This is a genomic window from Nostoc sp. 'Peltigera membranacea cyanobiont' 232 (assembly GCF_002245985.1).
Lineage (GTDB): Bacteria > Cyanobacteriota > Cyanobacteriia > Cyanobacteriales > Nostocaceae > Nostoc.
In genome coordinates this window covers 1-12,021 of the sequence record NZ_NOLK01000205.1, presented here as the reverse complement: position 1 = coordinate 12,021, position 12,021 = coordinate 1, and the positions used below count along the sequence as shown (strand labels likewise).

Below are 12,021 nucleotides of genomic sequence, written 5' to 3'. Positions count from 1 at the left end.
CCAGTTCTTCTTTTGATAACTGGTTCAAGCTTTCTCGGTCTAATTCTTGAGGCAGGTTTTCGTTCATATCTATGATAGTCCTCCTCAAGTGTTCCCTTTGTCAATACTCTGCCACCTGAATCCTTACGATTGTAGATTGCGACTATTAACAACAAAACTACTTCTTCCTGTGCCTACTTGTCTTGGGCAAACTGCGGTGATTTGAGGAGTTATTGGAATCACTTCTGCTTTTATTTTAGTAGTGTAAATATTAGGCTCAAGAATGTTGTACTTAACTGTACCGTTGATTCCATATTTGGAACTAGCTGTAATCAAGCTATCAGCGGAAAAGAATAGTCCTTGAGCATTAATTGTAATATTTCCACCACGACCCTCAAAGGCATCTGCGGCGATACTGCTGTTTTTTGAGCCAGATATAATATCTGCATTGATTCTGATATTTCCCCCGTCGCCTTGATTATCTGCGGATGCTGTGATATAGCTTTTGTTATTCAAAAGCAAATCTATTACATTCACTTGAATATCACCACCAACACCTGAAGCAGTAGAGGCAGTAATAGAACTTTTGTTATTTAAAAAAATAGAATCAGCATGGATTGTAAGCTTACCACCAGCAGTACTTGTTCCTTCATTCGTGATATTAACTTGTCCACCATTTGTTAGGCTCAAGTATCTAGCATTAATATTAACTTCTCCGGGAGAGCCACTTGGCATCGGAGGAGAACCGAATAGTTCTTGAGTTGCCATATCTGCCTTAGTAGTGGATGCACCTATTGAACCACTTATCTCCATATCAGAGGCATTGATGGTAAGAGTTCCGGCATCGCCAAATCCTAATGTAGAAGTGTTGGCGAATGCTTGATCTCCTACGATTAACCTTGATGTATTTATCGTTAAATTGCCAGATATACCAGTATTAAAGGTTTGAGATGCTAAATAGCTGGGTACATAGTATTGTCCCGAATTAATCAACTGTGGAGAGTTAGTCAACTCTATAGAATCAGTTGCATTCAAAACTATATCTCCTCCATCTCCAATTCCAGTGGTGAGAGATGCGATCAATCCTCCATCCTGATTTAGTAACTTACCTGTTGATACTGCAATATTTCCGGCTTTTTGTGTACCAAAAGTAGTTGTTATAATACCGCTCGTAACCAAAGGATCTAAAGGCAAAAAACCAAGCAATTGCACAGATTTAGTGGCATTAATGTTTATATTCCCTCCTTGACCAGTACTATAGGTTCTAGTACTTATTCCTGCTCCTGCTTGAATGACTAAATGCTGAGTAAGAATATCTATGCTTGCTCCACTTCCTGAACCTAGTGATTCACTACCCACAAAACTAATAAATTTTCCAACTGGAGCGCTACCACTGACTTGAAAAGACTCAATTGCATTAATATTGATATTGCCCGAAGGGAAAGAGCCTAAATTTTGATCTAGAAGTACTGAGCCACTACTCAGAAAGATGGACTTTCCTTGTAAAGCTATAGAACCACTACTACTTCCACTAGTATCCAATAAAGACTTTTGAGATAGATTAATGTCTTTAAAAAAAGACACTTCTTCGTAGCGTAGAGCCCATTCCTGAGTAATTGAACTAAGACTTACGAAACCAGAATTAACAGCACCTAACTCAATTCGCCCTTGTTCAGCACTCAGAGTTCCACCTTCCAACGTTAGCTCGCCCCCTACTAAAGCTAGGGTTTTTCCTGGTTGCACCTGCAAACCAGTTGCGTCTTTATTTCTTCTATACGGGGAGATGATCGTACTTTGAGCAATTAGCCCAAGACCTGTACCGTTGATTTGAATAGCACCAGAATTATTCCCAATCTGTAAACCAATAGGTGTACTAATAGTCAACAGTGGAGTAGTTTGGCTAGGATTCATTCTCCATTCAAAGCCATCGCTAAATTTAATCGCATTTGCAGTACTTGCAAAGAACGAACCCCCAATCTCTAGCCGAGCATTTTTTCCAAAAATAATTCCATTTCGATTGAGTAAAAACAAGTTAGCTATGCCATTAGCTTTCAGGATACCATCGATATTAGAAATCGAATTACCAGTGATCCGAGTGAATATATTTTGAATATTCGCACTATTATTAAAGTAAGTTCTAGTTCCAGTCAATACAGAAAATTGTTCAAAGCTGTGAAACAAGTTGTTCCCTTTTATAGTGCCGCCATTAATTTGGTTGGTATTATCCTGGCGTATTACTTGAGAATTAACAGGCAGTGTTTTATCTGGTGTGATCTGTGCAATAGCTGGCGATAAAATAAGTAGCAGGGAAGATAGAATACTACCTTGAAAGCCCCAAAATGAAATAGTACGTACTTTCACAAAACCCTTTTTTATCCTTATAATTGACGATTGAAGACTTCTAATGTGAAGTTTCTAAACCCGAAGGTGTCAAAATAACGAATCCCACGTAGTAATAAAGTAGGATTGACTAACCATTCTGTTGCTAAAAATAACTCTTTATTACTGTCTATCTGTTTTGGAATACTGATCGATACGTTGTCATTCAAGTGCAATGTTAAGTAATCTTTAGCTAACTCCTCTAATTGCACCCATGAGGTTTCTGCTGCACTTGAGATAATCCAATCAGGCGTTATTTCTGTAACTATTCCCTTCCAATTAATGAGTTGATTGATTGGAAGTGATGAAAACTCTTGAGCGAAACTTTTCAATTGTTCAGAAATAATTACAATATCTAATGATGCATCTGTGTTATATCTAGCAACTGCGCTCCTCCGTTGACTTCCATGTTTAAAGCCAGTCTCGAAAAAAAACATTGTTTCGGGCTTAACTTCTGTAGAACCCCACGAAAAACTATCATTAAAATGAAGTGATTTAATGATAGGTTTTTTATGAGGTCCAAAAGTTTCTGTTTTAGTTGTACCATCGGGATAAGTATAATGATTCTGGTGATTAACTTCGTTGCCATCAGCACTAACTTGAAAGCTTCTGACACATTGGAAGTGACGAATTAGTTTTCCTTCTAAATCGTATATACTCCAAGTTCCATGCCAATCTCCTATGGCATGATGACGACAAAAATTTTCCCAGTTTTGAAGCTGGGGATCTGTGATGCTAGAATTCATGATGTTGATTAATAGGGGACTTTCGATAGTATATCAGCACTAGGATAACAATTAAAGTCATAAACAATTTGTAATTTTTTCCCACCTAAATAGTTAGATTATTAAAAAATATATCTCTAGGGATAGCCTGCCAGATTGTATGAGTGCGTGTTGGATGGAACCTGTGCTTTTAATGGTTTGAAAACCATGCAGTTAAGCAATAAAAATAGTTCCAGAACCGGAATATTTGTAAGGAAGTTAGCGGTCATTAATCGGGAACATCAATCGAGAACTGAGCCAAATAGAATTCAGTCGTCATAATTCAGTTGTTAGCGTTTCTAGGTGGACGTTGAAACACCAGACGAAAAATGGTTATGACAGCAAGTTGCGGAGCAATATCTTCTTTGACACTGTATTTCTCATCTTTGAGCAAGCTAAAAGTTTATTTTTTCTAGAATATAAAGCTTCCATTGGAGAAAATTCTTACATTAGAGAAGATTATTGGCTAGTGAAGATCGGGGTTATGATATTGAACTTAAGTTTTTGTGGGTTAAATATCGAATCAAATGAAGAAGGGGAATAGCACTCTTGTTCATGTGAAACCCTTATGAACACTAGGTGTGGAGTGTAGGGTAAAAGTATAAGGTGCGTTGACTAAAAAATATAGGCATGTATACATACTTGAAATTTTTGTCCCCTTTGTAACTAGAAGCTTTCGCAAGATCCTTAAGGTTTTGCACGCCGCTATACTGATGTCCATTGATAACCCAAGTTGGTACACCGGGGACTTTTGCCGCATCGCACCAATCTGGATGAGCATTAACACCTCTCTTGTCGCACTCCACCTTTATACTGTCGTTGATTATCTGGTAGGCTTCTTTACCAAAGAGCAACTTCTGTTCGTGACAGTGAGGACACCACCAAGCCAAGCGACGTATTCCTTTGCACCGATGTTGACCAGATGCTGTGCTAGGGCTAATTCTGCATCACCGGAACTGGTGGTTATTTCCCAACCGACTCCAGGTTGAGGGTGTTCTTTGGGCAGGAAGAAGATGATTGATGGGGACTTTTGGTTATCCTTTATAAATGCCAGTGTTGTAGGTATTGGTGAATAGAGTGCAGAGACGGAAGGCGTATCAACACAGATAATAGAAAGGGATAACAGTGCAAGTAAAAGAGGGTGTTTGATAGCCATATTAAATATATACTCTGATTGAGTAGCAATTGTATGGTTAAGATTGTAGTATCTTGTATAACTGATAACACGAAGCCAAGATATTATTCATCATCATCTTCATCCTCATAATCGAAATCATCATCACCATATTCTTCATACCACTTTCTTTCTTCCTCCAAAGCGATTTCTCTTGAGATCCTTTTTCTTTCTAAAATTTCCATTTCAAGCTTTTCTATTTATTGCTTTTCTCTTTCTATTCTTTCTGTTTCTATCCGTTCTCTCTCTCTGGTTTCTCTTGCTACCCTGTCTCTCTCGATTTGAATTAATCGCTGCTCCACTCGCTCACAGTAGAAATCCAAAGCCTTTCCTGTGGTTGCTCCGGTAATCTTTCCAATTCGCAATTCGCAATTCGCAATTAATAATACCCCACGCATTTATGCGGGGGCTTGAATATTGATACTACGTTTTGTTTCTTTTGATAATTGATTCATTTGGGGGCTTGTACCCTAAATGAATCAATTATCAATTACGTCCGCAATTGCGAATTGCGAATTGTTCGGTCATTTCGGATTGACGAAGTATCAACCACTGCGCCAAACTGAGAATCACACCAAAGATGAAAGCAGCAATTCCTGAGAGAATTACATTACCTGGGAAACTGAATGGATCTACCGCAAATTTAATGATTAGCGTGATAGTAATCGGGGCAAAGAGAAAAAAGCTCAGGAGTAAGCTAGCACTAATCGCAAGAAACCAGTAGCGACCGAGATAACCCAGGCGAAATTCTAACAACGACTTTTGTACTCCAAACAAAGTCGTCCAAAATACAATACCCGCCGTCAAATAATCAAGCATTAGCCCTTGTTTTACTCGTGTGTTAAAGAGGGTATTTCTAGAATAAGCTGAAATTGAATTTGGTTGGCAGAAGTTAGAAGTCAGAATTGAATTCAGGTTCCTGACTTATGAAGTGTTTCTTGTTAACTGTGGTATTGGACTGATTTTCGTCAAAGTATTCTTTCATCGGTGCAAAATATAAAAAGCAACGAAAAACCCCATCCTTCATACAGGTTGGGGGATAGATAAAAAACATATATTCCATGATGACACAACTCAATATTTGTTCGACTGCTGTCAGCCTAGAGGTGGGGCAATGAACAAACCACCATCTAGACGCAAGAAAGTTATCCCTCTGGCATCTGGTGAACCAAAGCCAGCAACCGACTCTGCTCCCGAAAATACTTCTGGCCAAGACAACCTAGCCTCAGCAACGATTACGGTGACTGCTGTTGAAATAAGAGAGTTGACCGAGGAAGAACAAAGCTTACGCTTGCAATTGGAACGTCAGGTAGAAAGGGCATTTTTGTCAGCAGGTCAGGCGTTGATGGAGTTGAGGGACAGACGGCTGTATCGTTCCACGCACCGGACTTTTGAGGAGTATTGCCGCGATCGCTTCAATTATAGTCGTGACGCGGCATACTTGAAGATTTCGGCTACTGTGGTTTATGAGAATCTTCAAAAGTTTTTGCCGACCATTGGTCGGCAAATTCCAATGCCGACCAACGAACGACAATTGCGCTTTTTGGCGAAAGCAGAGTTGGAACCTGCTGTGCAAGCGGATGTATGGCAGCAGGCAGTAGAGCAAGCTGGCAATAAGATTCCATCCGGTCGCATAGTCAAAGGTATAGTGGATAGAATACGCGAAAGCCCAAAAATCCCCAATCCTTACCATATTGGTGAAATATGCATTCTTTTGCCAAAGGATAACCCAGACTTGAGAGGTAAAGCGGGTTATTGGGGTGTGGTAACTGATGTTGGCGAATACAGTTGCACAGTCCAGACATGGGACGGCGACTATACCGTGAAGATTGAACACCTGAAGTTACTGGAATTGCTTGATGAAGATTGCCAATTCATGCAGCAGTTATGTGTGAGGTTACGGCAGTTGCATCAAGTGGCCAGCCGTGACTCTTCTGTGGATTGGCTGTTGCAGTGGTTGGGGAAACAAGCCAAACCTTATCTGTCATCCTTGCACGCTTTGCTGCTGGCGGCTGTTGAAAGGGAGTACAACCTTGCGTGGAGACAGCCAAAGTAAACTCGATTGTTAATGCAACAAATACACAATGCAACAGTGCAATAAATAACTCGGTGTATGAAAGCGGTAAGCAATCGCGTATTTTGGGCTACGGGAAAATAAGAACTTAGAAGAATCTGCCCGTGGCCTGTTGAAGGATTTGGGGGAACTGAAGCGCCCGTTCTCAACTATTAGTCCAGTAATTTTGGTTCTTCATTACTTGTTATGCTAAAAACGCTTATAAAATAGCTCAGATACCTTACTGGGCAAGAAAGATAGCTTTTAACCTGTGATTTTGAACCTTTGAAATAAAATCAAGACTAAAACTGCCCAAAAGCCTTGCTATTAAAGGTAAAATCAGAATTTTCCTTTAAAGTTCAGCATAACATCTACGGAAGAGCCGTAATTTTTCAGTATTGGAAACCTCTATTTCCATACAGGCAATATATTTAACAAGGAATTAAATTGCGAGTTCCTATGGATATAATTGCGAATGAATTTCTGAAATTAAGTAATTTTCAACGCGCTTGGGAAAAAGTAGCAGAAAATCGAGGTTGTGCAGGTATAGATGGAGAAACTATTGATAAATTTGCTAGCAATCAAACAATTAATATTTATCAATTGCGAGATGGTGTTAGCAATAGTACATACCAACCTCAGCCTTGCAAGCAGGTAATTATTCCCAAAAAAAATGGCAGTCGGCGAGAGTTAAAAATCCCGACAGTGCGGGACAGAATTGTTCAGCAAGCTTTACTAAATGTCCTTTATCCAATCATGGAGGAAAAATTTTCAGCAGCAAGTTTCGCTTACCGCCCTAATTTATCATACCTCAATGCAGTAGAGAAAGTAGCTGATTGGCGAGACAATGGTTATTGTTGGGTGTTAGATGCAGATATAGTTAAATTTTTTGATAACATAGTTCATCAAAGGTTATTAAAAGAAGTCAGAATCCATATAGATAATTCGGGCATTTTATGCTTAATTAAATCTTGGGTATCAGTTGGGGTGTTAACTGAAGAGGGAGTGATATTACCCCAAAAAGGCATCCCGCAAGGTGCAGTAATTTCGCCGATGCTGGCCAATATTTATCTGCATGAATTTGATGAATTTATCACCGCAACAGATTTAAAACTTGTGCGCTATGCAGATGATTTTCTCATTTTAGCATCTACTCAAGAGCGGATTTTACAAGCAGAATTAGAAATCATCAGTCTTTTGGATTCTATGGGATTGATGATGAATGCCGAGAAAACCCAAATTACTAATTTTGAGCGGGGTTTTCGGTTTTTAGGTCATGGTTTTTTAGAAAATGCGATTTTCCCGCTAGATGTTAACTCAGAGAAGCTGAAAGCTGGGATAGAGAAAAGTAAAGGTAAAAAAAAAGTCCCAGCATTAAACAAGAAGCCCAAGCAAAAAATATTGCAACCTTAGAAGTTGAGACGATATATATCCCAGAGATACAATCTAATATCGCGTCTCTACACCAACCCTTTATTGCAGAAACAGAAGCTCAAGAATTATCTTCAGACAGCGACAACGAGGATATCACACCTTTTCAAAAAAATATCTGGAATCGAGAAATGGCAGCTATATATTTAATTGAGCAAGGAACGTCAATATATAAAGACTATCAACGCTTTATTATTCATGTCTCCGAAAAACCTAAAATAGAAGTTCCCGTTCGAGAGGTAGAGCAGATTATCGTTTTTGGCAATATCCAGTTATCAACCCATGTGATTAATGCTTGTCTTCAAGAAAAAATTGCTGTGCTATTTCTCAGTCAGTCTGGTCAATACCACGGTCATTTATGGAGTGAAGAATCTACCAACTTAGATAATCAATTAATCCAAATGCAAAGGCGGAGTGATGATTATTTTCAATTTAGCATATCTAAAGCGATTGTTTTAGGGAAGCTGATTAACTCTAAGCAATTATTAATGCGATTCAACCGCAAGCGCAAACTAGTAGAAGTTGAAAAAGCTATCTTCGGAATCAATCAAGATATTGATTCGCTAGATTTTGTAGATAACTTAGATTCATTGCGGGGTTATGAAGGAATAGCCGCAGCGAGATATTTTCCGGCTTTTGGCAAGTTGATTACCAATTCTGCTTTTATTTTTTCTCAAAGATTTCGTCAACCACCAACCGATGCTGTCAACTCTTTATTGAGTTTTGGTTATACTCTTTTATTTAACAATGTTTTAAGTTTTATCATTGCAGAAGGGCTTTCTCCCTATTTGGCTAATTTTCACTATGGTGAGAGGCAAAAACCATATTTAGCATTTGATTTAATGGAGGAATTTCGTTCGCCTATCGTTGATGGTTTGGTTTTAAAGATTATAAATAATTCTATCTTCAAACCACAAGATTTTGATCTAGTTCCTAGTACGGGAGGAATTTATTTAAGTCAATCTGCACGAAAAGTTTTTCTGAAGCAGTTTGAAACTCGAATGAATGAAGAAGTTTCTCATCCAGATTTGCAATCTCAAGTAACTTATCGTCATGCAATTCAGTTGCAGGTGAGGCGATATAAGCGTAGCTTGTTATCTTCGGTGAGTTATGAACCTTTTTTAAGAGCTGCTTAAATGTTAGTTATTGTTGTGTATGATATTTCTGACGACAAAAGACGTTCAAAACTATCCAATTTTTTGGAAGGTTATGGGCAAAGAATCCAGCTTTCAGTTTTTGAATGTTTTTTGGATTTGTCAGAAATGCGGCAACTTTACGATGATGTCAAGAAGCGGGTTAAGGCATCTGAAGATAATGTGCGGTTCTACTGGATTTCTCAGGAGGCTGTTAATAGAGTGCTAACGATTGGTGGTGAATCTCCCAAACCACCGCCAAAGTATTATGTAATCTAGGTTTGGGGAATTTTCAGAGGTTTTGTATCAGCTTCATCTACACACCTCGGCGAATCGCTGAAACCCTATGTTTTTCGTTGAGGTGTGTCGATTGCTTACAGGGAGAGGTTTTGAGGTATGTCATACACCAAGTTTTTCGGGAGGATGTACAATATTTTTAGAGGTGTGTCGATTTGGCGGCTGAAACCCTTACTGGGTAAAAGCTCCTAGACGAACTCCCTACCGATTGGGTTAAATCGGATTAGTTGGAAACGCTGTATTAAGAACAGCTAAATATAGCGGGTCACACCCTACCGATTGGGTTAAATCGGATTAGTTGGAAACTTTGCAGTGGGTGTCCGGACGGGGCAGGGGTGACCCTACCGATTGGGTTAAATCGGATTAGTTGGAAACAAATTGTTGGCTCATCTCCTGCCGCAATTTTATCCCTACCGATTGGGTTAAATCGGATTAGTTGGAAACCAGTTCTCCAGGAAAACCTTGGCTTTGCCAGAATTCCCTACCGATTGGGTTAAATCGGATTAGTTGGAAACCCTAGGCCTTTCACTCAGATTGATCTGGGTTACTTTTGCCCCTACCGATTGGGTTAAATCGGATTAGTTGGAAACTCTTTATCTGTTCCTCATAACACAGTAGTATGCTGTGTCAGCGTAGTCGTACGTTACATGGGCGGCATTTGCGGCTGCTTGCGTAATATCTGTACGGGTTTTTCCTTGAGGCTCCCTACCGATTGGGTTAAATCGGATTAGTTGGAAACCATTCTGTATAGCGCTGGTGTGATTTCCGCTTAGGGTTGTTGACCCTACCGATTGGGTTAAATCGGATTAGTTGGAAACCCAAGCCAAGCAAGTTAAAATGTAGTCAAACATTGCCCTACCGATTGGGTTAAATCGGATTAGTTGGAAACTGTTATTCTCATTTATACAACAGAAGGCACACACTTTCCCTACCGATTGGGTTAAATCGGATTAGTTGGAAACGATCTGCAATCGCTCCAACCGCCTTAGAAACTGAACCCTACCGATTGGGTTAAATCGGATTAGTTGGAAACATCAAGGGAGTAGCAAATTGATTACTCTACAGTAACCAACCCTACCGATTGGGTTAAATCGGATTAGTTGGAAACAAACCGTTAGAAAGTGGAACAGTAAGATCATTTCCTCGACCCTACCGATTGGGTTAAATCGGATTAGTTGGAAACGTTTCTGGGCTTTCGGCTTCACAGCCGTGTTGTTGGCCCTACCGATTGGGTTAAATCGGATTAGTTGGAAACTTGAGCAAAGGATTGACTCCTTAAAGCTTGAAAGACCTGAAACTGAAGACCCTACCGATTGGGTTAAATCGGATTAGTTGGAAACTTTTTGATTGTCTGAAGGCAAGAAAAATGGCCACCCCTGCCCTACCGATTGGGTTAAATCGGATTAGTTGGAAACCATAAACTAGCTTTAATCGACTATGAATTGACTAACCCCCCTACCGATTGGGTTAAATCGGATTAGTTGGAAACATAGTTTTAACTATAAAAACTTTCCCTTCTGCTGGAGTTCCCTACCGATTGGGTTAAATCGGATTAGTTGGAAACTTGTTGTTTCACTTTTGAAACTCCATCTAAATTAACCCTACCGATTGGGTTAAATCGGATTAGTTGGAAACTCTTCATTTCCAAATTTTACTCTGATAGGGATTCCCTACCGATTGGGTTAAATCGGATTAGTTGGAAACTCAGACACATTGGCATACGCACCTGCTGAACTGTTACCCCTACCGATTGGGTTAAATCGGATTAGTTGGAAACTTTGTAGCATCCGTCTGGATCGCTGCACTCACCCACCCCTACCGATTGGGTTAAATCGGATTAGTTGGAAACGTAGGATCAGTTGACAAACCAATCGCACTAGCACCACCCTACCGATTGGGTTAAATCGGATTAGTTGGAAACGTTTTCTAACTTTCCAAATTCACCTATACCACCTCTACCCTACCGATTGGGTTAAATCGGATTAGTTGGAAACCTTCTAAATTTACTACGGCAAACGTTCCTAAACCTAAAACCCTACCGATTGGGTTAAATCGGATTAGTTGGAAACGATGGAGGAGATGTTCCTCCATCAGCGACTAAAAAACCCTACCGATTGGGTTAAATCGGATTAGTTGGAAACACATAGATTTGGTCCTTGATTTTGTTTTGACTTTTTACGATCTACCCTACCGATTGGGTTAAATCGGATTAGTTGGAAACGTTAAATTCAAGAGTCTGGTTGACTTTTCCTGCCTGAGCCCTACCGATTGGGTTAAATCGGATTAGTTGGAAACAAAAGCACGAGCTTCTATTACACTTTTAAAATCCTGCTCCCTACCGATTGGGTTAAATCGGATTAGTTGGAAACTAGACATTTGTTAAATCTCCTAAAAGATTTGTAGACCCTACCGATTGGGTTAAATCGGATTAGTTGGAGTTAAAACCCAAAAAAAAGCCCTCTAAATGGAGGGCTTCTGTCTGCTTAATAACATCGCTATAGCTTATCTAAGCTGCATCAAATTTCCTATACTTAGCGAGCTTGTATTGAATATCATCCAAATAAATAACTTCATCAGCTATTTGAGAAAGTTGCTCACTCAACATACTCTTCTTAGCAACAACAGTAACCTTCACACCGCGACGCTGAACTTCTTCAACAACTGGAATAAAATCTCCATCTCCACTGACAAGAATCACATCATCTCCTTTTTTAACTTCGCCAATAATATCAACAGCGATTTTCACATCGTCACCGACAGTTTTAAAACTTTTACTATCAGGTCGCGCTAAGATAGGAAGCCCGATAACTT

Annotated in this window: 9 protein-coding genes and 2 CRISPR repeat arrays; of the genes, 4 read left to right on the top strand and 5 right to left on the bottom strand. The window is 39.6% G+C overall.

The window, feature by feature from the left end; translation table 11 throughout:
* Window positions 1–123: 123 nt before the first annotated feature.
* The 4 genes from CDG79_RS35870 to CDG79_RS35840 form a co-directional block, all read right to left on the bottom strand.
* Window positions 124–2,340, bottom strand: a complete 2,217-nt coding sequence (locus tag CDG79_RS35870; protein ID WP_189525250.1) for a two-partner secretion domain-containing protein — start codon at window positions 2,338–2,340, stop codon at window positions 124–126.
* 17 nt (window positions 2,341–2,357) lie between these two features.
* Window positions 2,358–3,104, bottom strand: a complete 747-nt coding sequence (locus tag CDG79_RS35865) for a DUF3598 family protein (RefSeq protein WP_094333073.1) — start codon at window positions 3,102–3,104, stop codon at window positions 2,358–2,360.
* 841 nt (window positions 3,105–3,945) lie between these two features.
* On the bottom strand, window positions 3,946–4,278 hold the full coding sequence (locus tag CDG79_RS45680; protein ID WP_094333076.1) for a hypothetical protein: 333 nt from the start codon (window positions 4,276–4,278) through the stop codon (window positions 3,946–3,948).
* Between the two features lie 504 nt (window positions 4,279–4,782).
* On the bottom strand, window positions 4,783–5,115 hold the full coding sequence (locus tag CDG79_RS35840) for a hypothetical protein (protein WP_094333078.1): 333 nt from the start codon (window positions 5,113–5,115) through the stop codon (window positions 4,783–4,785).
* A gap of 295 nt (window positions 5,116–5,410) precedes the next feature.
* Between CDG79_RS35840 and CDG79_RS35835 the strand changes: the two genes are divergently transcribed.
* The 4 genes from CDG79_RS35835 (at window position 5,411) to cas2 (ending at window position 9,192) form a co-directional block, all read left to right on the top strand.
* Window positions 5,411–6,352 (top strand): hypothetical protein, encoded by a 942-nt coding sequence (locus tag CDG79_RS35835; RefSeq protein WP_094346349.1) that lies wholly within the window; start codon window positions 5,411–5,413, stop codon window positions 6,350–6,352.
* A 456-nt stretch (window positions 6,353–6,808) separates the two neighbouring features.
* Window positions 6,809–7,762 (top strand): reverse transcriptase domain-containing protein, encoded by a 954-nt coding sequence (locus CDG79_RS35830; protein ID WP_094346348.1) that lies wholly within the window; start codon window positions 6,809–6,811, stop codon window positions 7,760–7,762.
* Window positions 7,763–7,911: 149 nt separating this feature from the next.
* Complete coding sequence (cas1, locus tag CDG79_RS35825) at window positions 7,912–8,916, top strand: CRISPR-associated endonuclease Cas1 (protein WP_094346347.1); 1,005 nt, start codon at window positions 7,912–7,914, stop codon at window positions 8,914–8,916.
* Window positions 8,917–9,192 carry a CRISPR-associated endonuclease Cas2 gene (gene cas2, locus CDG79_RS35820; RefSeq protein WP_094346346.1) on the top strand — a complete coding sequence of 92 codons (276 nt, stop codon included), beginning with the start codon at window positions 8,917–8,919 and terminating at the stop codon, window positions 9,190–9,192.
* Window positions 9,193–9,409: 217 nt separating this feature from the next.
* A CRISPR array of direct repeats spans window positions 9,410–9,800; the repeat unit is 36 nt; unit sequence CCCTACCGATTGGGTTAAATCGGATTAGTTGGAAAC.
* A 112-nt stretch (window positions 9,801–9,912) separates the two neighbouring features.
* Window positions 9,913–11,650: a CRISPR direct-repeat array (repeat unit 36 nt; unit sequence CCCTACCGATTGGGTTAAATCGGATTAGTTGGAAAC).
* 66 nt (window positions 11,651–11,716) lie between these two features.
* On the opposite strand, the gene CDG79_RS35815 is transcribed toward cas2, so the two are convergent.
* Window positions 11,717–12,021: NYN domain-containing protein (locus CDG79_RS35815; protein WP_143855681.1), on the bottom strand; the 305-nt coding region annotated here is incomplete at its 5' end.